At 67.8% G+C, this 19,618-nt stretch carries 25 protein-coding genes, 2 tRNA genes and 1 riboswitch; of the genes, 16 read left to right on the plus strand and 11 right to left on the minus strand.

Annotated elements, in window-relative coordinates:
• Nucleotides 1-115: 115 nt before the first annotated feature.
• A tRNA-Cys gene (locus IAE56_RS15825) sits at nucleotides 116-189 on the plus strand.
• A 66-nt stretch (nucleotides 190-255) separates the two neighbouring features.
• Here IAE56_RS15825 and IAE56_RS15830 read toward each other — a convergent pair.
• On the minus strand, nucleotides 256-561 hold the full coding sequence (locus IAE56_RS15830) for a hypothetical protein (RefSeq protein WP_200753179.1): 306 nt from the start codon (nucleotides 559-561) through the stop codon (nucleotides 256-258).
• Between the two features lie 135 nt (nucleotides 562-696).
• Here IAE56_RS15830 and IAE56_RS15835 point away from each other — a divergent pair, with 135 nt between their 5' ends.
• The 3 genes from IAE56_RS15835 to IAE56_RS15845 are packed head-to-tail and all read left to right on the plus strand — an operon-like array spanning nucleotide 697 to nucleotide 2,841.
• The gene (locus tag IAE56_RS15835) at nucleotides 697-1,263 is read left to right on the plus strand and encodes a DUF998 domain-containing protein (RefSeq protein WP_200753180.1); all 567 of its coding nucleotides are present in this window, start codon (nucleotides 697-699) and stop codon (nucleotides 1,261-1,263) included.
• Between the two features lie 25 nt (nucleotides 1,264-1,288).
• Entirely contained in the window at nucleotides 1,289-2,230 is a 942-nt protein-coding gene (locus IAE56_RS15840; protein ID WP_200753181.1) for an ADP-ribosylglycohydrolase family protein, read from the plus strand.
• A gap of 44 nt (nucleotides 2,231-2,274) precedes the next feature.
• The gene (locus IAE56_RS15845) at nucleotides 2,275-2,841 is read left to right on the plus strand and encodes a DUF4124 domain-containing protein (protein ID WP_234456128.1); all 567 of its coding nucleotides are present in this window, start codon (nucleotides 2,275-2,277) and stop codon (nucleotides 2,839-2,841) included.
• Nucleotides 2,842-2,874: 33 nt separating this feature from the next.
• Here the strand turns inward: IAE56_RS15845 and IAE56_RS15850 are convergent, their stop codons facing one another.
• Nucleotides 2,875-3,342 carry a helix-turn-helix domain-containing protein gene (locus IAE56_RS15850; protein WP_200753182.1) on the minus strand — a complete coding sequence of 156 codons (468 nt, stop codon included), beginning with the start codon at nucleotides 3,340-3,342 and terminating at the stop codon, nucleotides 2,875-2,877.
• A 174-nt stretch (nucleotides 3,343-3,516) separates the two neighbouring features.
• Here IAE56_RS15850 and IAE56_RS15855 point away from each other — a divergent pair, with 174 nt between their 5' ends.
• Nucleotides 3,517-3,786, plus strand: coding sequence for a hypothetical protein (locus IAE56_RS15855; RefSeq protein WP_108768429.1), 270 nt, complete (start codon nucleotides 3,517-3,519; stop codon nucleotides 3,784-3,786).
• Between the two features lie 29 nt (nucleotides 3,787-3,815).
• Here IAE56_RS15855 and IAE56_RS15860 read toward each other — a convergent pair whose 3' ends face one another.
• On the minus strand, nucleotides 3,816-4,580 hold the full coding sequence (locus tag IAE56_RS15860; protein ID WP_200753183.1) for a thioesterase family protein: 765 nt from the start codon (nucleotides 4,578-4,580) through the stop codon (nucleotides 3,816-3,818).
• Nucleotides 4,581-4,642: 62 nt separating this feature from the next.
• Entirely contained in the window at nucleotides 4,643-5,719 is a 1,077-nt protein-coding gene (locus IAE56_RS15865) for a hypothetical protein (RefSeq protein ID WP_200753184.1), read from the minus strand.
• A 148-nt stretch (nucleotides 5,720-5,867) separates the two neighbouring features.
• Between IAE56_RS15865 and IAE56_RS15870 the strand changes: the two genes are divergently transcribed.
• Nucleotides 5,868-6,701, plus strand: a complete 834-nt coding sequence (locus IAE56_RS15870; RefSeq protein ID WP_200753185.1) for an AraC family transcriptional regulator — start codon at nucleotides 5,868-5,870, stop codon at nucleotides 6,699-6,701.
• A 4-nt stretch (nucleotides 6,702-6,705) separates the two neighbouring features.
• Here the strand turns inward: IAE56_RS15870 and crcB are convergent, their stop codons facing one another.
• Together crcB and IAE56_RS15880 are read right to left on the minus strand one after the other, a co-directional pair.
• Nucleotides 6,706-7,098 carry a fluoride efflux transporter CrcB gene (gene crcB, locus IAE56_RS15875; RefSeq protein WP_200753186.1) on the minus strand — a complete coding sequence of 131 codons (393 nt, stop codon included), beginning with the start codon at nucleotides 7,096-7,098 and terminating at the stop codon, nucleotides 6,706-6,708.
• 82 nt (nucleotides 7,099-7,180) lie between these two features.
• Nucleotides 7,181-7,244, minus strand: a riboswitch (Fluoride riboswitch).
• Nucleotides 7,245-7,282: 38 nt separating this feature from the next.
• The gene (locus IAE56_RS15880) at nucleotides 7,283-7,723 is read right to left on the minus strand and encodes a helix-turn-helix domain-containing protein (protein WP_234456129.1); all 441 of its coding nucleotides are present in this window, start codon (nucleotides 7,721-7,723) and stop codon (nucleotides 7,283-7,285) included.
• Between the two features lie 78 nt (nucleotides 7,724-7,801).
• Here IAE56_RS15880 and IAE56_RS15885 point away from each other — a divergent pair, with 78 nt between their 5' ends.
• Entirely contained in the window at nucleotides 7,802-8,011 is a 210-nt protein-coding gene (locus tag IAE56_RS15885) for a hypothetical protein (protein WP_200753187.1), read from the plus strand.
• A 340-nt stretch (nucleotides 8,012-8,351) separates the two neighbouring features.
• Nucleotides 8,352-8,591, plus strand: a complete 240-nt coding sequence (locus tag IAE56_RS15890) for a hypothetical protein (protein WP_116862951.1) — start codon at nucleotides 8,352-8,354, stop codon at nucleotides 8,589-8,591.
• A 1-nt stretch (nucleotide 8,592) separates the two neighbouring features.
• Here the strand turns inward: IAE56_RS15890 and IAE56_RS15895 are convergent, their stop codons facing one another.
• Nucleotides 8,593-9,642 carry a 4Fe-4S dicluster domain-containing protein gene (locus IAE56_RS15895; protein ID WP_200753188.1) on the minus strand — a complete coding sequence of 350 codons (1,050 nt, stop codon included), beginning with the start codon at nucleotides 9,640-9,642 and terminating at the stop codon, nucleotides 8,593-8,595.
• Complete coding sequence (locus IAE56_RS15900; RefSeq protein ID WP_200753189.1) at nucleotides 9,639-9,923, minus strand: hypothetical protein; 285 nt, start codon at nucleotides 9,921-9,923, stop codon at nucleotides 9,639-9,641. Before IAE56_RS15900 ends, IAE56_RS15895 begins: the two co-directional genes overlap by 4 nt.
• 181 nt (nucleotides 9,924-10,104) lie before the next feature.
• Here IAE56_RS15900 and IAE56_RS15905 point away from each other — a divergent pair, with 181 nt between their 5' ends.
• Both IAE56_RS15905 and hemN read left to right on the plus strand, forming a co-directional pair.
• Nucleotides 10,105-10,545 carry a group III truncated hemoglobin gene (locus IAE56_RS15905; protein ID WP_200753190.1) on the plus strand — a complete coding sequence of 147 codons (441 nt, stop codon included), beginning with the start codon at nucleotides 10,105-10,107 and terminating at the stop codon, nucleotides 10,543-10,545.
• 44 nt (nucleotides 10,546-10,589) lie between these two features.
• Nucleotides 10,590-11,999, plus strand: coding sequence for an oxygen-independent coproporphyrinogen III oxidase (gene hemN, locus IAE56_RS15910; protein WP_200753191.1), 1,410 nt, complete (start codon nucleotides 10,590-10,592; stop codon nucleotides 11,997-11,999).
• Nucleotides 12,000-12,014: 15 nt separating this feature from the next.
• Here hemN and IAE56_RS15915 read toward each other — a convergent pair.
• Nucleotides 12,015-12,101 (minus strand) — tRNA-Leu (locus IAE56_RS15915).
• Nucleotides 12,102-12,216: 115 nt separating this feature from the next.
• On the opposite strand from IAE56_RS15915, the gene IAE56_RS15920 reads away from it, so the two are divergent.
• The 5 genes from IAE56_RS15920 (at nucleotide 12,217) to IAE56_RS15940 (ending at nucleotide 17,366) form a co-directional block, all read left to right on the plus strand.
• Nucleotides 12,217-13,245 (plus strand): TraB/GumN family protein, encoded by a 1,029-nt coding sequence (locus IAE56_RS15920; RefSeq protein ID WP_200753192.1) that lies wholly within the window; start codon nucleotides 12,217-12,219, stop codon nucleotides 13,243-13,245.
• A gap of 66 nt (nucleotides 13,246-13,311) precedes the next feature.
• On the plus strand, nucleotides 13,312-13,758 hold the full coding sequence (locus IAE56_RS15925) for a BLUF domain-containing protein (RefSeq protein ID WP_200753193.1): 447 nt from the start codon (nucleotides 13,312-13,314) through the stop codon (nucleotides 13,756-13,758).
• A gap of 109 nt (nucleotides 13,759-13,867) precedes the next feature.
• Nucleotides 13,868-15,154 (plus strand): nucleotide sugar dehydrogenase, encoded by a 1,287-nt coding sequence (locus IAE56_RS15930; protein WP_200753194.1) that lies wholly within the window; start codon nucleotides 13,868-13,870, stop codon nucleotides 15,152-15,154.
• 43 nt (nucleotides 15,155-15,197) lie between these two features.
• On the plus strand, nucleotides 15,198-16,820 hold the full coding sequence (locus IAE56_RS15935) for an FMN-binding glutamate synthase family protein (RefSeq protein ID WP_200753195.1): 1,623 nt from the start codon (nucleotides 15,198-15,200) through the stop codon (nucleotides 16,818-16,820).
• Between the two features lie 84 nt (nucleotides 16,821-16,904).
• Nucleotides 16,905-17,366: a GNAT family N-acetyltransferase gene (locus IAE56_RS15940; protein WP_200753196.1), complete on the plus strand. Its 462-nt coding sequence runs from the start codon at nucleotides 16,905-16,907 to the stop codon at nucleotides 17,364-17,366.
• Nucleotides 17,367-17,432: 66 nt separating this feature from the next.
• Here the strand turns inward: IAE56_RS15940 and IAE56_RS15945 are convergent, their stop codons facing one another.
• Nucleotides 17,433-18,680, minus strand: a complete 1,248-nt coding sequence (locus IAE56_RS15945) for a TIGR03862 family flavoprotein (RefSeq protein ID WP_200753197.1) — start codon at nucleotides 18,678-18,680, stop codon at nucleotides 17,433-17,435.
• Entirely contained in the window at nucleotides 18,667-19,101 is a 435-nt protein-coding gene (locus tag IAE56_RS15950) for an FKBP-type peptidyl-prolyl cis-trans isomerase (protein WP_108768449.1), read from the minus strand. The genes IAE56_RS15945 and IAE56_RS15950 overlap by 14 nt, the downstream gene beginning before the upstream one ends.
• Before the next feature lie 70 nt (nucleotides 19,102-19,171).
• On the opposite strand from IAE56_RS15950, the gene IAE56_RS15955 reads away from it, so the two are divergent.
• The gene (locus tag IAE56_RS15955; RefSeq protein WP_108768450.1) at nucleotides 19,172-19,537 is read left to right on the plus strand and encodes a DUF6164 family protein; all 366 of its coding nucleotides are present in this window, start codon (nucleotides 19,172-19,174) and stop codon (nucleotides 19,535-19,537) included.
• The last annotated feature ends 81 nt before the right edge of the window (nucleotides 19,538-19,618 follow it).

A 19,618-nucleotide genomic window follows, 5' to 3' on the forward strand; every position in this document is an offset into this window, starting at 1 on the left:
CAACCTTGCCAAGGTTGAGGTCGCGAGTTCGAGTCTCGTTTCCCGCTCCAGTTTCGACAGGCCCCATCGCGGGGTTTTGTCATGTCAGGGGCATCGTTCCTGGCCGCAGTACGTTGGCCTCATGGCAGAGTGGCTATGCACCGGATTGCAAATCCGTTTACAGCGGTTCGATTCCGCTTGAGGCCTCCAATTGAAAAGCCCTGACTCCGGTCAGGGCTTTTTCTTTGCGTGACGCCCGGGATCACGCTGCAGCGCTCAGCTTGCCGGAGGACGCGCACCGCAGTTGCGGCAGGCATAGGTGAAGAAGACCACGGCGAACGCATCGCGCGGGTTCTTGTAGTAGCGCTCCCCGCACCTGGGGCAGGGCGCCATTGAGATCCGCCGATTCAACACCAAGAGCCCCGCCATCCAGACAACGACCAGGGCCAACTCTGCCTCTGGTCGACCCGTGTCACTCACCAGGGGGAAGGCAAGCACACCCGCCAAGCCCCAGAAAACAGGTACGATGAGGCGGCGGCGAAGGCTGCGCCATGGCCGGCGTTCGGAAGTGTCCTTTTCCATGCGGTGTTCGCGACGTTTTCGATGGGTCCCCACAGCGTACAGGGAAGTGCGCCATCAGCCCCCCTGCCAAACCGCACTGCTGGCCCGCAGACGCCCCTGCTAACGTCCGCCATCACTCAGGAAGAGGGGCGGGCAGTGCGCGCGTTGGCAATCCGGCAGGCAATCTACCTTCCCCTCGGCGCGATGTTCGCCGCAATCGCATTCGGCTTCACCGTGCCCGGCTACAGCTCGCTCTCGCAGCACCTCAGCGAGATGGGGCTGATGCCGGGCCTGCCGGCAAACATGTTGACGGCCTGCATCGCGGTCAATGGCGCGGCCATCATCGTCTTCAGTCTTGCGCTGCTGGGCTGGGGCCGCCGCTTCGCACTCACCGCGCTCACCTCCTCACTGTTCGGCGTGGCCATGCTCAGCAACGGGGTGTTCACCACCGGCAGCCCGCTGCACGGCATGTACTCCATCGGCATCTTTTCCATCCTGACGCCGCTGTTGTTCCTGGTTGAGCTTGGTGCCGATGCCTCCAGGCGCATCGCCTGGGTGGCGCGCGCCGCGTCGCTGCTGGGCATGGCCTATCTCTGGTTGATGCTGTCGGGCTTCGATCCGCAACCCTGGCACGGGCTGACCCAGCGCATCGCGTTGTTGCCAGCATTTGGCTGGTATACGTTTGCCGCGCTCGAACTGAGACGGGTGTCCGGGAACACCTGATGCCGTGTCTGGTTACACTCGGGGAATGAACCAGATCGACAACTTCCGTGGCGCGCTGCTCGGACTGGCCTGCGGCGATGCCGTCGGCACCACGGTGGAGTTCAAGCCGCGCGGCAGTTTCACGGCGCTCACCGACATGGTCGGCGGCGGCCCGTTCAATCTGAAGCTGGGGCAGTGGACCGACGACACCTCGATGGCGATGTGCCTGGCCGAAAGCCTGGTGCGTTGCGATGAGTTCGACCCGCGCGACCAGATGACCCGCTATGCCAACTGGTATCGCAATGGTTACTGGAGCGCGACCGGTGAGTGCTTCGACATCGGCATGGCCACGCGCGCGGCCATCGATCAGTTCCTGCTCAGCGGGCAGCCGCTGTCGGGCAATGAAGATCCGCGCAGTGCCGGCAATGGCTCGATCATGCGCCTGGCGCCTGTGGTGCTGCGCTATGCCGGAACGCCGGAACTGCCGGCGATGGCCGAGCTGAGTTCGCGAACCACCCATGCCACGCGCGAATGCCTGGATGCATGCCGCTTGCTGGCAGCCGCGATCGAGCGTGCGCTGGATGGGCAATCGAAGCAGGCCGTGCTGGATCTGCGTGACGTCCCGGTGCAGGGCGAGCGCCTGCAGCAGATCGCCGCTGGGCACTACCAGCAGGCAAGCCGTGAGCAGATCCGCGGCAGCGGCTATGTGGTGGACAGCCTGGAGGCGGCGTTCTGGTGCTTCCACCGGCACGACACGTTCGCCGCTGCGGTGCTGGAAGCGGCCAACCTGGGCGACGATGCCGATACCACGGCGGCGGTGCTGGGCCAGTTGGCCGGTGCCTTCCACGGTGCGGCCGGCATCCCCGCGCACTGGCTGCAGGTGCTGGCCATGCGCGCGGAAATCCAGGTGCTGGCAGACGCGTTGTGTGAACGGAACCGGGTTGCACGGGCTGGCGGGGTCTTTGCCGTTGCCAGGGAACCGTCGTAGCGTATGAGAGAGCGGGCCGACTCGGCCACGGACAGGAGGTCTGGATGAACGCGAAATTCGGGATGGGCCTGGTGCTTTTGCTGCTGGCACCGGTGGCGTCGGCGCAGGTTTACAAGTGCAAGGGCGCGTCGGGTGAAACGGTCTATTCGCAGGACCCGTGCGGCGCCGGCAGCGAGCCGATGAAGCTTCGCTCGAACCGTGCCGCATCCGAGAGTGCTGGCGAAGCGTCCAATCGCGCGGCGGTGTATCGCAGCACCGGCATGAGCGATGCGGGCATCGCCGAGCGCAACTGCCTGCAGGGGGAACAGACCCGCATCTATGGTCCGCTCGACGCGCGTACGCAGGCCGTCAACCGACAGGTCGCCGAGCTGGATCGACAGTTGGCAGCCGCCCGCAGCGCCCCCGCGGAGACCAGCAGCCCACTGTCCAATGCCACGCTCGAATCGGGCATCCGTGCGCAGATGTCCAGCCTGCAGCAGTCGCTGAGTTCTGAACGGGTTGCCGCCGATGCGCAGATGTCCACGGCGCGTGAGCGCTGTGCGTCCGCACGCCGCGATCAGGAAGGGCGCGTGCAGCAGCAGTACGCCGCGCCGGCATCCACGGCGTACTGATCCATGCAGCCGCCTGTCGCCGGACGTGCTCCCTCAGTCGCGCAGCGACGATCTGGCTGAAAGCTGCCGCACTTCCGACAGGCGCGCGGCGAAGCCCTTGTGTTCCAGTGCCGATGCCGTGGCCTCCAGCACGTCCAGCAAGGGATGACCGATCTCCGCTTCCAGCGTGCCGATCGCCTCGAACACCAGTGACCAGTGCGGCTCCAGCCGGCGCAGCAGTGCGCGACCGTCGGCGGTGAAAGCCAGCGCGCTCTTGCGTGCGTCCTCGGCCATCGGCAGGCGTTCGAGCAGGCCCTGCTGGATCATCAGGCCGACGGTCTGGCTGATCGCGCCCTGGGTGAGGCGGCTGGCGTCGGTGATCTCGCCTACGGTGCGGGCGCCTCCGGCAATGGCGCGCATCACCGGGGTGTAGCGCGCGCGGTAGTCCAGGCCCATGTCCCGGTAGACCGTTTCGGCCCCCTGGTCCACGAGTTCGGCGGTGTAGCGGAGCAGTTCGCCCAATCCGGCAGTTCGTTTCATAAGAGGCAATATGCATTAGCGCTAATGCATGTGCAAGCGTCACCAATCTCAAACCGGGACGACATGAGAAGGGGGTATGGTCGAGCTTCGGTATTCGGGAGCAGCAATGGCACGCAGGGACATGCAAGACCGCATGCAGCACGCGGCAGGCCAGCGATGAGCAGATCCACTGCGGATGTGCGCTGGCTGACATTCCGGCTCAAGAACGGTCAGTCGATCGGGCCGGATCAATTGAAGGACGGCTGGGTGATCGCGGCCGAAACGCGCCATTGCGGCGTGCGCCGTGAGAGCATCGAAGGCTCGGGCGTGGTCTACGCCCTGTATGGGCCCTCCGATCTGCCATCACCGCGTCGCGCTGAACTGCGCATGCGCGATTTCCTGATGCGCTCGGGCTACACCTTCACCATGGGCACGCTGGGCGGCTGACGCCGCCCGCTGCAACTGCACGGCTGCGCTCAGGGGCGCACGGTCAGCACCTGGCCGATGCTGCCGATCGGGCCGCGCTCGTCGTGCAGCACGGTGCTGGTCAGGCCGATGCCTTCGCTGCCGAACGACACCGAGGTATCGAAGCCCAGCCAGTCGCCCTGCGGCGTGCCGAACATGTGCACGGTGAGGTCCAGGTTGGGGAACGCGATGTCCTTCGGATCGGCGCGCACGGCCATGCCGTTGGACAGGTCGAACAGGGTGGCAGCGCGGGCCAGCGGACTCACCGTCTCGCCCTCCAGCAGTGGCTGTTTCGCGCGTGCCCAATAGGTCGCACGGCCGGGGCCGTGGTCATCGCGGCGGATCTCCACGTTCTCGATGAAGCCGCCCGGCCACACCGTCGCCGGATCCCATTCGGGCATCGTGTCGGCAGCTGCGATGCGCGCCAGCGGCGTGCCGGCAATCGCCGCGGTATCGTTCGGGCGCATCAGCCACGCACGCACGCGCAGGGCGGCGCGGTCCTGGTGGCTGAGGGTGGCTTCCACCAGTTCGATGGTGCGGCCGCCGCGCAGTACCTGAACGTGCGCGTCCATCGCTTCGATCGGAATGGTGCCGAGGATGTCGTAGGACAGGCGACCGATCAGGAAGCCGTGGCCGCGCGCGGCGGCGTCGCGTTCCAGGTGATGCGCGAGCAATCCCATCGCCGGGGCGATGTGCTGTTCGTTGGTGTTCCAGGCGCCGCCCACGTGTGCGGTCGGCAGGTAGCGGGTGTCGCTCAGTCGTTCGAAGAAGGCCATGGGCTCACAGGGCAGTGGAATGAAGTGCGCGACGCGCGCTGCGCCGTGCCTCCATCGTAGCCTCAGTGCGCGGAAGCCGCCTTCAGTGCGTCCACCACCTGCGCGCCGGAGAAGCCGCAATGGCCTTCGCCGACAGGAGGCAGTACATGCAGTTTCGAGGCGCTGCCTGCGCGCGCAACCAGCCGCGGATACACCGTCTGCATGCGCGGCACGATGGTGGGATCATCGCTGTTGAACTGGATCACCAGTGGGCGCTGCAACGCGCCGTTGAGCGCCAGCTGGTCACGCACGTACGCCTGTCCTGCGGCTGTGCCCTGCACCCGTTGCACGCCCGCGTTGAAGGCCGCGTCGTCACCGAAGCCGCTGTAGACGATGCCGATGTTGCCTGCCGGCATGCCACCGGCGCGCGTCGCCAGTTCGTGCAGGACCAATGCGTGCAGGCTGATCGCACCGGCCAGCGCATCGGGTGCGACCTGCAGGCGCGTGGCCAGCTGTGCGGCCTGCGCCGGGCGAGTCGCCAGTGCGGCAGCGATGCCTTGGTACAGCGCCATCTGTGGCAGCGCGGCAGCCTCGCTCGACAGCAGCCCGCCGGCCGGCGGGCCCTCGGCCTTGGGGAAGAAGTAGTCAAAGGCCACCAGGGTGGTCAGCAGGTCCCCGGCCAGCACGTCGCCGGGCAGGTTGGCGCCGCACAGTGAAATGCCACCGGCATAGCCCTGCGGATGGCGCTCCAGGCTGGCCACGGTGACCGCGCCGCCCATCGAGAAGCCGAGCATCCAGGTGCGGCGCACGTGCGTGAGTTCGCCCAGCGCGTGCTGGCGCAGGCGCTCCATGTCAGCCACCGCATCGGCCACCGCCCAGCCTTGGCTGGAGTAGGCACTCTGGGCGACGGCGTAACCGGCATCGAGCAGTGCCTGGGTGCTGTCTGCAGCCGCCATCGGCGTCTCGCGCGGCACGCCCACCGGTTCATAGCCATGGGCCAGCATCACCAGCTCGCCGTTCCACTGCGCGGGAACATCCAGCCGCCAGGGGGCGCCCTGCAGTTCACCGCTGAACGTGCGCGGCGCTGGCGGTGTGGCCGCGTGCAGGGAGCTGGTGGGAAGCAGGCCGATCGCCAGGACCAGGGGGAGCAGGGCGCGCATCGCAGTCATCCGTGCAGGGGTGCGCCGAGCATAGGGCCTGGGGGTGGGGCACGCGCGCTGCGCTGCCGCAGGCTTGCTCGCCGGCGTACCGGCGAGTTCGATACGATAGGTCGCACCAGCCTTCATCTACTTGATCCGAAGTCCCGCCATGGTCGACCGCCTTGCCATCCTGCTGGAACGCTTCGCGGTCAACGCCTCGGTGTTCCATGCCGGCGCGCTGTGCGGCATCAACAGCCTGCCGGGCGAGGATGAGGCCGGCCAGCTGCACCTGGTGCGGCGCGGGCCGGTGCAGGTCAGCCATGGCCAGCAGACCGTGCAGGTGGATGTGCCCAGCCTGCTGCTGTACCCGCGGCCGATGCCGCACCGGTTCAGTACCGACCCGCAGCACGGTGCCGACATGGCCTGCGCCAACCTGCATTTCGAAGGCGGCCGGCTCAATCCGATCAGCGCGGCGTTGCCCGATTTCATCTGCATGCCGCTGACGGATCTGTATGGCGGCAGCGCCGCGCTGGATCTGCTGTTCGAGGAAGCGTTCGAGCAGCGTTGCGGGCGCACGGTCATGGTCAATCGCCTGTTCGAGGTGGTGATGATCCAGGTGCTGCGGCAGTTGATGGAAGGTGGGCAGATGCGCGGCGGCCTGTTTGCCGGGCTCGGCCACCCGCGCCTGCGCCTGGCACTGGTGGCCATGCATGAGGCGCCGGCGCAGGCCTGGAGGCTGGAGGACCTGGCCGAAACCGCCGGCATGTCGCGCAGCGTATTCGCCGCCAGTTTCCGCGAGGCGATGGGGACCACGCCGGGCCAGTACCTGCAGGGCTGGCGTGTCAGCCTGGCCCAGCAGGCGCTGCGCCAGGGGCGGCCGTTGAAGCGGATTGCCGACGACGTCGGCTACGGCAGCGAAGCCGCGCTGTCGCGTGCGTTCAAGGCACACACCGGGCAGTCGCCACGGCAGTGGCGTGAACAGGATCGCGCCAGCGCCGCCTGAGTGCTCAGCCCAGCGCGAGCCGGGCCAGCTTCATGCCGCCAAACAGGCCGGCCAGGCCAAATGCGACCGAGCCGCCGGCATACAGCGCCGCCAGCCCGTGCTGGCCGCGCTGCAGCAGCAGGCCGATTTCCAGCGAGTAGGTGGAGAAGGTGGTGTAGCCGCCGAGGATGCCGGTGGTCAGCAGCAGCCGCAGCTGCGGCGAGGCGCCATTGCGCAGGGCGAAGGCCTCCACCACCACGCCCATCAGCAGCGCGCCGCTGATGTTGATGAGGAAGGTCGACCAGGGCCACGGGCTGCCGACGGCGACGCGCGCGCCGAGCAGGTTGCAGGCATGGCGCAGGCACGCGCCCGCGCCGCCTCCCAGGAAGACCAGGACATAGTTGTTCAGTGCTTGCATCGTTTGCCTCGAATGCTGGTTAGCAGGATCGACGGCGTATGCAATGGCGGGCACGGCCTGCCATCGACGAACGCCGGGTTCGTCAACAACAGGAGCCATCAGCCATCTCAGGCGGTTATCGGGGGAGCCCCATCCCCATCACGCGCCATGCTACCAGCGCGACGCGGCGCTGGGCATAAATCTGTCAGGGCAGGGCGGTGGCGACCACGCGGGCGACCTTGCTGCGGCTGATGCCTTCGCGCAGCAGATCGTTGGCCATCAATCCCAGCGATGCCTGCCGGCGGAAGCCAACATCAAGCCCGCGCCGGTCGAGGATGTTGGCCACCAGCTCATAGGCGGTTTCCCAGACATCCAGATAGGCCTCGCTGGGCAGGTACATGTAGGCGCTGCCGCGTTCGCCGACCGCGCCATCGACCGGACCGAACAGCAGTTCGCGCGGATCCATCTTCACGGCATCGGCGATGCGGAAGAGCTGCTCGGCTTTTACGTGGTCGGCCTTGACGTTGTCGTTGAGCCAGTTGCTGACGGTGGCGGTGGTGCTTTGCGCAGCGCGGGCCAGGTCGGCCGGGCGGGGGTGCCCGGCATCCTTCATGGCGGCGGCGAGTCGTTGTCCAAGAGTATTCATCTATGCAAGCCAGCTTAACGCGTGGATTCAAAAGAATCCTTGCCACCAGAATAAGTCTGATGACGAAAGAGATCGAAAATGGACGAAATCTGGTGCAAGCGTCAGGTGCGCATGCGGCTGGGACTGGAGACCGACGCCGAGCTGGCCAGGCTCTTTGGAATCAGCAGATCCGCTGTCTCCCAATGGCCCCGCGACTTTCCGATTCCGCCGCTGCGGCGCTACATGCTGCAGCAGCGCTATCCGAGTCTGTTTCCCGCGGAAAAGAGCGAACAGGTAGAAACCATCTAAGTAACGACTGAAACTGTCGCGGTTGGCGTGGTTATGCCGATTTGTTAAGCGCGCTTATCGCCATAGTTGAATTCGATTGAAACAGGCGCGGCAGGGGCGCGGCGGAATGCGTGTCGGGCGAGGGTGTCGGCTTTGGCGCGACGGCGGGGCGGGGCGGCCCAGTTGCTCAGATCATGAACGATTAATAATTTCAATCACAAAAGTCGCACCCTGTAATTGACCTGTCGTGAAAATTATGACTAATTGGCATCAACCGGTTGTGAAGGCCGGGAGTCTTTCAGTACCACGCACGTAGATCGGTTGACCGTCAACGATGCAGGACAAGTCCAACGGAGGTCGTATGGAATACGGCATGCATGGCTTGGCTGAACGGGTACGCCGCGAACTGGAAGCCAGTTATCACAAACACGGATGCGGTCCGGCGTTCTGGGATACCTACCAGCAGGTGCTTGATCGCCTGGTTCCGCAGGGAACCGAGCGTACCGAAGTGACCAACGATCTGGCGCTGATCATCGAACAGCTCGGCATCGTCCGCCGTGCCCAGCTGGTGCCGCCGGACGGCAGCAGCCGCCCGCGTTGAATCAGCACAGGCGCCAGGCGCCGCACGCCAGCAGGGCCGCCAGCAGGGATGCCAGCACGGTGGTGCGTGTGCGCCACCAGCGCGGCGCCTGCCCGGTCATCACCTGCGGGCTGCAGTAGCGCACCAGTCCTTGGCCGAAGCCGGCGTGGTGCTGCTGCTGTGCGCACGCTTCCAGGCAGGCACCGCAGGCAAGGCAATCGGCCTGGGGCCCATGGCGGATGTCCAGCTGCATCGGGCAGGCCGTCACGCAGGCCGCGCAGTCGGTGCAATCCCCCAGCCGGTCCGCACTGAAGGTGGGCATCGGCCCCGCCAGCAGCGGATGGGCGGCACGGAACACGTAGTCCTGCGCGGTGACCGGATCGAGCAGGCCACGGCCGCGCGCCTGCACGCCGCCCAGTGCGGCAGGTCGTGCGCCACGGGGTTCGCCACGGCGCGCGTCGTACAGCATGCGCGGGGTATGAGGATCGGTCAGCAGCGGCTGCAGGCGCGCGAACGGGCACAGCGAACGGCACACCTGTTCGCGCAGGAAGCCGGCATTGCCGTAGGTGGCCCCGGCATAGAACAGCACCCAGAACACTTTCCATCCGCTCCAGCCGCTTGCGGCGGGCAGGCCGAACAGGCCGTGGATGGGGCTGAACAGGCCGACGAAGGTGATGCCGGTCCACAGCGAGAGCAGCACCCAGCACAGTCGGGTCGCGACCGTGGCCGCGCGCGGGGGCAGCCCTTGCGCCAGCACGCGGGCGATGCCGTCGAAGGCGCGCATCCACAGGGTCTGCGGACAGGCGTGGCCGCACCAGACCCGGCCGGCCAGGTGGGTCAGCAGGGCCAGGCCCACGGCAAGCACCGCCAGCAGGCCCAGCAGCATGCCGATGTCATCCGGCCACAGCGTCCAGCCGAACAGATCGAAGCGGCGTGCGGCGAGATCGAGCAGCAGCGCCTGGCGTCCATCCCAGCGCAGCCAGGGCAGCACGTAGAACAGCGCCAGCAGCGTGGCACTGAGGGCGCCACGCCAGCGCCAGGGGCGCGGCACGGAGGGCAGGGCGCAGCTCATCCCAGCGGCAGCTCGTCGTCGCCGTCGCCGATCGGGCGCAGCAGGTAGCCGGTCACTGCACTGGACAGCGCAGTGACCGCCCAGAACATGAAGAAGCCCGCGGTGTAGCCCAGCTCACGGCTGATCGCGCTGCCCGGGAAACTGATCGCCTGCAGCCGCAGGGGATCGACGAAGGCGAAGAACACCACGCTGGCCAGGCCGGCGGCGATGAAGCTGGGCCAGAGGACCGCGCCCCAGTGCTGGATCAGCCGCTGGCGGCGGCCGGAAGACGATGTGTTCATGCTGTCCCAGGTCTGAGGAAGAGGGCGGCGCGTATACTTCGCGGTGGTCGGCGCAGCATCCGCAGGGCATGCGTCCTGCAAGCGCGTCAGCCTAGGCGGGCCTGTCCGCGCCGACATTGATCTGGATCAACAGCGGCCGCCGCCGCCTTCGGCACACTGCCGATCCGTACTGGGTAACCCGATGAACGCACCATCCCCGACCGAACTTCCCGTCGCCTCGCTGGCGCTGTGCAGCGAAGAGGAAGTGACCCGCCTGGTCCACGATTTCTACGCGCGGGTGCGCGAGGAGGAGCGGCTGGGGCCGGTGTTCAACGGCCATGTCCATGACTGGCCCTCGCACCTGGCCCAGCTGGTCGATTTCTGGTCGGCCATGCTGCGCGGTACCCGCCGCTTCAGTGGTTCGCCGATGTCCAAGCACATGGCCATCGACCTGGACAAGGATCTGTTCGACCGCTGGCTGGTGCTGTTCCACAGGACCACGGCCGAGTGCGGCAACCCGCCGATGCAGGCGCTGGCCGACGACGTGGCCAAGCGCATCGCCGAGACCTTCTGGCGCCGCTACCAGATGCTGCGCTGGCCGCAGGTGGGCCTGCCGGTGCTGGGTGCTCGCGGCCAGGATTGATCAAGGTCAAGGCGGGGACGCCGCGCCGGCGCGATGCTGGCGCCATGGACACGTTCTCTCCCGCTGCTGGTGGCCTTGCCTGGACCTTCGACCCTGATCTTCTGCGCCGGCATGACCGGCCGGGGCCGCGCTACACCTCCTATCCGACCGCGCCGCATTTCCACGATGGCTTCGACGCGCCGGCCCTGCGCCAGGCGATCGCCGACAGCAACCAGACGGCGCGCGCGCTGTCGCTGTACGTGCACGTGCCGTTCTGTTCCAGCCCGTGCTTTTACTGCGGCTGCAACCGGGTGATCACCCGCGATCGCGGCCGTGGCCACAGCTACGTTGCGCGCGTGCTGGCCGAGGCCGACCTGCTGGCACCGCAGTTCGATGACGGGCGCGAAGTGATCCAGCTGCACCTGGGTGGCGGTACGCCCAATTTCCTCGATGCCGAGGCCATGACCACGCTGGTGGAAGGGCTGCGCCGGCGTTTCGATTTCAGTGACTCGTCACAGCGCGATTTCTCCATCGAGCTGGATCCGCGTTTCATCGATGCCGGTGACGTGGCGATGCTGGCGAGGCTGGGCTTCAACCGCGCCAGCCTCGGCGTGCAGGATTTCGACCCGCAGGTGCAGGAATCGATCAACCGCGTGCAGGGCGTGCGGCAGACGCTGGACATCCTGCGGTCCTGCCGTGACAGCGGCATGCGCTCGGTCAACGTCGACCTGATCTACGGCCTGCCCGGGCAGAGCCTGGAAGGATTCGGGCGCACCCTGGAGCTGGTGCTGGCACTGCGTCCGGACCGCCTGGCGGTGTATGGCTACGCGCATCTGCCGCACCTGTTCCGCGCACAGCGGCAGATCGACGAGACCCGGCTGCCTTCACCGGAAGACAAGCTGGCCCTGCTTGGGCTGGCGGTCGAACGCCTCTCCGCAGCGGGCTACCAGTACATCGGCATGGACCACTTTGCGCTGCCCGAGGAGGACCTGTCGCGCGCGCAGCGTGCCGGTCAGCTGCACCGCAATTTCATGGGCTACACCACCCACGCCGACACCGATCTGCTTGGCCTGGGGGTCAGTGCCATCAGCCACGTGGGCGCGACCTACAGCCAGAACCCGCGTGATCTGCCGTCATGGGAAGCCGCGGTGGGCCAGGGCCAGCTGCCGGTCTGGCGCGGCGTCGCGCTCAGCGAGGACGACCAGCTGCGCGCCGAGCTGATCCAGCAGCTGATGTGCCAGGGCGAGGTGGATGGCCATGCGTTGGCCCAGCGCCATGGCGTGCGCTTCGAGGAGTACTTCGCGCAGGATCTGCAGGCCGTGCAGCGGCTGCAGCGCGATGGCCTGGCCGAGTACAGCGATGGAGTGGTGCGCGCCAGTGAGCCGGGGCGGCCGCTGCTGCGGCTGCTGGCGATGTGCTTCGATCCGTATCTGCGCGTTGCGCAGGAACAGCCGCGCTATTCGCGGGCGATCTGAGGCCTGTTGCGCGCATGGTGCCCGGAGCCGGAATCGAACCGGCATGGGGTTGCCCCCGGCGGATTTTAAGTCCGATGCGTCTACCAGTTTCGCCATCCGGGCCTGCAGCGCGCGCCGATTGTAACGGAATCGCTGCCCGCGCCGGCGGATAACGCGGCTTTTACGCAGCCGGTTGCGGCGCTGGTTACAGTCCGCCCACTCTCCCGGGAATGGCGACATGCACGGACGTGGCAGGCAGTGGATGCAGTGTGGGCTGGTGCTGGCCGTGTGGCTGGCCGCAGGGGCCGTGTCGGCGCAGCCGGCACCACCGCCCGCTGGGCCGGACGCGGTGGTCGATCTGGACACCGTGCAGGTCACCGGTGAACAGCCCGGTCCGGGCCTGTGGAAAGTGACCGGCCCGCAGGGCCATGTGCTGTGGATCCTCGGTACGGTATCGCCGCTGCCAGCGCGGGTGGAATGGCGGTCAGATGAAGTCGAACGCACCATCGCCAGCGTCGACCACGTGCTGGGCGACCCGGGCTTCGGGCTGGACGCGAAGATAGGCTTCTTCAAGGGCCTGACCCTGTTGCCGCTGGCGAAGAAGACCACGCGTGATCCGCAGGGGCGCACGCTGGACCAGCTGCTGCCCGCACCGACCTATGCGCGCTGGCTGGGCCTGAAGCAGACCTACCTGGGCAATGATCGCAGCGTGGAGAAGGATCGCCCGCTGGTGGCCTCCGGCCGGCTGTACCAGGCCTTCCTCAAGCGCAATGGCCTGCGCGACAGCAAGCAGGTCAAGGACGCACTGAAGCGCGTCTACAAGGCCCATGACCTGCAGCCGGAAGACGTGCAGGTGAAGCTGAAGATCGACGACATGCGTGGCGCGCTGAAGGAACTGCAGGCCTCGGAAGTGGATGACCGCGCGTGCTTCGAGCGCACGCTCGACACGGTGGAGTTCCAGGCGCCGGTGCTGCGCGAGCGCGCCAATGCCTGGGCGCTGGGTGATGTCGCCGCGTTGAAGCGCCTGTCCTCCTCGACGATGGCGCAGAGCTGCCGCGAAATGCTGCAGGACTCGGAGTTCGTGCGCCGCCGTGGCTGGAGCAACCTGCCGCAGCAGGTCCGCGCGCGGTGGTTGCAGGCGGCCGATGCCGCGCTGGCCAAACATGCCGGCACGTTTGCCACGGTGCCGGTCAGCCAGCTGCTGGGCGAAGGCTATCTGGAAGAACTGACGCAGCGCGGCTACGTGATCGAGGCGCCGCCGGAATAGCGAGCGCTTGAAGTCCCCGAGCTTCCTGTCATATTTCCCTGTATCAGGGGAAGGGGAGTGGTGGAGATGGCGTTGCATGCGTTTGCCTATGTCAGTACGGCCAGGGAAGGGCTGGACGTGCCCGATCTCGATGCGCTGCTGGCCGACGCGACCACCTTCAACCGCATGGCCGGTGTCACCGGTGTGCTGATGTTCGATGGCACCCGCTTCCTGCAGTACATCGAAGGGCCGCGCGATGGCGTGGCGTCGGTGCATGCGCGCATCCTCAATGCACGCCGCCACGGCAGCGTCAGCGAGCTGGCTGCGGGCGCCCTGCAGTCGCGCTGGTTCCCGCGCTGGACCATGGCCAACCGCATGATCGATGCGGCCACGCTGGACAGCATCGTGGCCGCGCCGTGGCCGGGCTTCGACAACGCGCTGCCGTCGAGCAACCATGGTTTTGCATTGCTGCTGGAGGCCTGGACCGGCGGCCACGGCGAACTGGAACCGGCCGCGGTCAGCCTGGGCTCCTGAGCCCGGCGTGGCCTGTCGCCGCCGGGGCGGTTAACCTTGCGGGCATGCTTGCCTTCACCGCGGACACCCGGATGACCCAGACCCTGTCGCTGCCCACGGGGCATCGCCCATGAGCGCACCCATCGGCGCCGCGCAGCAACCGCTGCCGGCCGTGATCGGGCTGGGCTACGTCGGCCTGCCGCTGGCGGTGGCGTTCGGCCGTCACGTTCCCACGCTGGGCTACGACATCGACGCGGCGCGCATCGCCGAATTGGGCAGCGGCCAGGACCACACCCTGGAGATGGAGCCGGAGGAGCTGGCTGCGGCGGTGCAGTTGCGCTACAGCAGCGACCCTGCACAGCTGGACGCGTGCAATGTCTACATCGTCACCGTGCCCACGCCGATCGATGCGTACGAGCAGCCGGACCTGGAGCCACTGCGCACGGCCACGCGCCTGGTGGCCAGCCATCTGCGCGCCGGCGATCTGGTCATCTACGAGTCCACGGTCTACCCGGGTACCACCGAGGAAGTGTGCGTGCCGCTGCTGGAAGAGGGCTCGGGACTGCGCTTCAACGAGGATTTCTACTGCGGCTACAGCCCCGAACGGGTCAGCCCGGGGGATCGCCAGCGGCGCCTGGCCGACATCCGCAAGATCACCTCCGGATCGACCCCGGCGGTGGCGGCGGTGGTCGACGGCCTGTACCAGCGCATCATCGCCGCCGGCACCTTCCCGGCGCCGTCGATGCGCGTGGCCGAAGCGGCCAAGGTGGTGGAGAACATCCAGCGCGACGTCAACATCGCCCTGGTCAACGAGCTGGCGCTGATCTTCGACCGGCTCGGCATCGACACCCAGGATGTGCTGGACGCTGCGGGCAGCAAGTGGAATTTCCTGCCGTTCCGGCCCGGCCTGGTCGGCGGCCACTGCATCGGCGTGGACCCGTATTACCTGCTGCACAAATCCGAAAGCGTGGGCTTCCACCCGGACCTGATCCACACCGCGCGGCAGGTCAACAACCGTGTCGGCGAACACGTCGCCACGCGCGTGCTGGCGATGCTGGCCGAGCGCGGCCGTGCGGCAGCGCAGTCGCGCATCCTGGTGCTGGGCGTGACCTTCAAGGAGGACTGCCCGGACCTGCGCAACAGCCGCGCGCTGGAACTGGCCCAGCGCCTGCAGTCGGCCGGCGCACAGGTGCAGGTAAGCGACCCGTGGGTGGGGCCGGCGGCCCTCGCTGATGCCAACGTGCACTGGGTGGCCGAGCCGCAGGCCGGGCACTACGACGCGGTGGTGCTGGCGGTGGCCCATGCCAGCTTCAAGACCTCGAGTGAAGAGAGCATCCGCGCCCTGCTGGCGCCCGGCGGCCTGGTCTACGACGTGAAGTCGGCCTGGCCGCGCAGCGTGGTCGACGACCGCCTGTAGACACCCGCACGGTAGACTGTGGCGGTTGCAACCGAGGAACGCCATGCACCGGTATATCGTCTACCTGCTCGCCATCCTGCTGTTTCCCCTGTGCCTGTGGTTGGCCACGATCTGGTCGGCCTGGTACTGGGGCGTCGGCCTGACCGCCGCGATGGTGGCACTGGGCACCTGGGACCTGCTGCAGAAGCGCAGCACCCTGCGCCGCAACTACCCGGTGATGGCGCACTTCCGCTACGGGCTGGAATCCATCGGCCCGGAAATCCGCCAGTACTTCGTGCAGAGCGACCTGGAGGACGTGCCGTTCTCGCGCCAGCAGCGTGCGCTGATCTACCAGCGCGCCAAGAACGAGATGGACACGGTGCCCTTCGGCACCCTGCGCAGCACCTACGCGGTGGACTACGAGTGGATCAACCACTCGCTGGCACCGACCACCATCGCCGCGCATGATTTCCGCGTGCTGATCGGCCCCACCTGTGCCAAGCCCTATTCGGCCAGCGTGTTCAACATCTCGGCGATGAGCTTCGGCTCGCTGTCGGCCAACGCGATCCGCGCATTGAATGACGGCGCGCGTCGCGGCGGCTTCTACCACGACACCGGCGAGGGCTCGATTTCGCCGTATCACCGCGAGATGGGCGGCGACCTGGTCTGGGAAATCGGCTCGGGCTACTTCGGCTGCCGCGACGAGAAGGGCGGTTTCAGCGAGGAACGCTTCATCGCCAATGCCACCCACGATCAGGTCAAGATGATCGAGATCAAGCTGTCGCAGGGTGCCAAGCCGGGCCACGGCGGCGTGCTGCCGGCGCCGAAGGTGACTGCCGAGATCTCCGCCACCCGCGGCGTGCCGATGGGCGTGGACTGCGTGTCGCCCTCGCGCCATTCGGCGTTCTCCACGCCGGTGGAACTGCTGCAGTTCGTCGCCCGCCTGCGGGAGCTGTCCGGTGGCAAGCCGGTCGGCTTCAAGCTGGCCATCGGCCACCCGTGGGAATGGTTCGGCATTGCCAAGGCCATGCAGGAAACCGGCCTGCTGCCCGATTTCATCGTGGTCGATGGCGCCGAAGGTGGCACCGGCGCGGCGCCGGCCGAATTCGTCGACCATGTGGGCGTGCCGATGCACGAGGCACTACTGCTGGTGCACAACACCCTGGTCGGCCTGGACCTGCGCGAGCGCATCCGCATCGGTGCGGCCGGCAAGATCACCAGCGCCTTCGAGATCGCCCGCACCATCGCGCTCGGCGCGGACTGGTGCAACGCCGGCCGCGGCTTCATGTTCGCGCTCGGCTGCATCCAGTCGCTGAGCTGCCATACCGACAAGTGCCCGACCGGCATCGCCACCCAGAACCCGGCGCGCTGGAAGCATCTGGACGCACCGGACAAGGCCACGCGCGTGCACAGTTACCACGAGCACACCCTGCATGCGCTGAAGGAGCTGCTCTGCGCGGCCGGTCTCAATGACCCGGCCGAGCTGGGGCCCGAGCACATCCTGCGTCGTGTTTCGCCGGTCGAGATCCGTTCGCTGGCCTCGCTGTACCGCTACCTGGAGCCGGGCGAGCTGCTGCACAAAGTGCCGGACCACGCGGTGTTCCACTCCTTCTGGGCAGAAGCCCGCAGCGATTCGTTCCAGCCGCCGCCGCGCATCCAGGCGTTGCGCGCGAGCAAATCGCGGTAACCCTGTTGTAGAGTCGAGCCACGCTCGACTGTTTTTCGATCTACAAGAGCAGTCGAGCAAGCTCGACTCTACAGGGGAGGCATCATGCAGTTCAGGACCGGCACGACCGATGACGTGGCCACGTTGTGGGCCCTGCGCACGCGCTGCGTACGCGAAACCTGCAGCAGTCATTATCCGCCCGAGGTGATCGCGCCGTGGTCGGCCTCGCCGCCACCGGCACAGTACGAACGCCTGCTCGCTCAGGGCGGTTGCGTGGTGGCCGAGGACGGGCAGGGCGTCCTGCTGGGCTTTGGCGTGTTCGATGCCGCCGGCAACGAGGTCGATGCGCTGTTCGTCGATCCGGACAAGGGCGGGCAGGGCATCGGCCAGGCGCTGATGCAGCGCCTGCTGGCACTGGCCGATCCGGCGCGTGAGGTCGTGCTGTCAGCCTCGCTCAACGCGGTGCCGTTCTATCAACGGCAGGGCTTCATCGCCGGGGCCGAAGAAGCCTATCCGCACCCCAGTGGCGTGGCCCTGGCCTCGGTGCGCATGCACCGCAACGTGTAGAGCCGAGCCCACGCTCGGCTGCTGTTGATTGCAGCCGAGCATGGGCTCGGCTCTACAACACTGCGGTCAGCGCTTCGCCAGCCACGCGATGGCACCCTCGGCCGCCCGCAGCCCGCTCGCATAGCACGCGGTCAGCAGGTAACCGCCGGTCGGCGCTTCCCAGTCCAGCATCTCGCCGGCGCAGAACACGCCGGGCAGGGCGCGCACCATCAGGCCGTCATCCAGCGCCTGCAGGCGCACGCCACCGGCGGTGCTGATCACTTCGGCCATCGGCCGCGGGCGCAGCAGGCGCAGCGGCAGGCGCTTGAGCGTCGCGACCACGGCGCTCAGGTCGTTGCCGGCGTCCTTGCCCAGGATCTCGAACACCAGCGCGGTCTTCACCGCATCCAGTCCCGCCTGGCGGCGCAGGTGTTCGCCAAAGCTGCGGCCCTTGCGCGGGCGCGACAGGTCGGCGAGCAGGCGCGCTTCATCGCGGCCCGGCACCAGGTCCAGCCACAGGGTGGCGTGGCCATCGCGGTTGAGGGTCTCGCGCAGATCGGCGGCCAGCGCGTAGACCAGGCTGCCTTCGATGCCGTACTCGCTGGCCACGCATTCGCCCTGCAGCGAGTGCGGCTGGCCCTGCAGGTCGATCCAGTGCGCGACCACCGACTTCAGCGGTGCGCCGGCGTTGCGCTGTGCGAAGAACGGGGTCCAGTCCACGTCGAAGCCGCAGTTGGCTGATTGCAGTGGGGCGATGTCCACGCCGCGCGCCTGCAGCGGCGCGACCCAGGCGCCATCGCTGCCCAGCTGCGGCCAGCTGCCGCCGCCCAGGGCCAGCACGGTGGCATCCGCCTGCACTTCGACCGGGCCGTCTTCGGTGCTGAAGCACAGCGCGCCGTTCTCGGTCCATCCGGTCCAGCGATGGTTGGCATGCAGGCGCACGCCCTGTTCCTTCAGCCGGCGCACCCAGCCACGCAGCAGCGGCGCGGCCTTGCGGTCAACCGGGAACACGCGGCCGGAGCTGCCCACATAGGTCTCCACGCCGAAGCCGGCGGCCCAGTCGCGCAGCGCCTGGGCGTCGAAGCCATCCAGCCATTGGCCGACGGCATCGGCCTGTTCGCGGTAGCGGCTGTCGAACAGCGGGCGCGGGTCGGAATGGGTCAGGTTGAGCCCACCCTTGCCGGCGATCAGGAATTTGCGGCCGGGCGAACCCTTGGCCTCGTACAGGTCCACGTCCAGACCGGCCGCGCGCAGGCGCTCGGCGGCGAACAGGCCGGCCGGACCGCCGCCGATGACGGCGACCCGGCGCGGTGCAGCGGCATTACGGTTTGACATCGAGCAACTCGACATCGAACACCAGCGAGGAACCGGCCGGGATCGGGCCGATGCCGCGGTCGCCATAGCCGTAGGCCGGCGGAATCATCAGGGTGCGCTTGCCGCCCACCTTCATGCCGGCCACGCCCTCATCCCAGCCACGGATGACCTGGCCGGCGCCGAGGGTAAAGGTGAAGGGTTCGCCGCGGCCGACCGAGCTGTCGAAGGTCTTGCCGTGCTTGCTTTCGGTGCGCTGGTCGTAGATCCAGCCGGTGTAGTGCACGGAGACCTTCTGGCCGGGGACGGCTTCGGCGCCGGTGCCGACCTGGGTGTCGATGCGCTCGAAGGTGGTCAGGGTGCCACCCGGGGGCGGACCGGCCGGTTCGCGGGCACAGCCGGCGGCGACAAGGGACAGCAGCAGGGGTAGCAGCAGGCGGCGCATCGGGCGTCTCCGGGATGGGGGGTGTCGGGGGCGGCAAGGGTAGCGCATCGGTGCCGGGTATCATGGTCGCATGGCCAAACTCCTGCTCAATCTCCGCAATGTCGGTGACGACGAATACGCCGATGTCTGCACGCTGCTGGACCAGCACGGCATCGCCTGGTACCGCACCGAACCCAGCCCGTGGGGCATTTCCAACGGCGGCCTGTGGCTGAGCGAGGATGCAGACCAGCCGCGGGCGAAGGCGCTGATGGCCGAGTACCAGGCGGCGCGCGGGGTGCGCGTGCGTGCCGAGCGCGAGCAGGCGCTGCGCGAGGGCACGGCCGAGACGTTCGGCAGCCTGCTGCGGCGGCGGCCGGTGTTCGTGGTGCTGGTGCTGCTGGGGATGGTGGTGGCGGCGGCGCTGGTGCTGCTGCCGTTCGTGCTGTTGCGGGGCTGAGCCCCGCGGTAGTGGCGGGCGCGGGGCGGCCCCGGGGGGGGGGGGCGCGGGCGGGCGCGGGGGTGGGGGGGGGGGGCGGGG

The organism is Stenotrophomonas sp. S41, from assembly GCF_016624625.1.
Classification (GTDB): domain Bacteria; phylum Pseudomonadota; class Gammaproteobacteria; order Xanthomonadales; family Xanthomonadaceae; genus Stenotrophomonas.